This window comes from Endothiovibrio diazotrophicus (assembly GCF_054657215.1).
The window spans coordinates 1-202 of sequence record NZ_BAAHXB010000416.1; the positions used below are offsets into that span (position 1 = coordinate 1).

The 202-nt window shown below is 62.4% G+C and carries 1 protein-coding gene; it reads right to left on the reverse strand.

The features are described from left to right. Positions 1-202: hypothetical protein (locus ACYQ2W_RS27020; protein WP_459874258.1), on the reverse strand; the 202-nt coding region annotated here is incomplete at both ends.

Here is a 202-nt window from a genome sequence, read left to right on the forward strand (position 1 = left end):
CTGAGGATGCGGTAGGTGACGCCTCCCTTGACCATGTACGAGGGTACGTTGCCCTTGTCCCCGTAGACGAACCGGCTGACCACGTTGCCGTCGCCATCCAACTCGGCGATGGGGTTGAGCTTGTCCCGGTAAAGGAATCCCTGCACCAACACTCCATCGACCCGCTTGCCGATGCGCCGGTTGCGGCCGTCCGTGAGGTAGT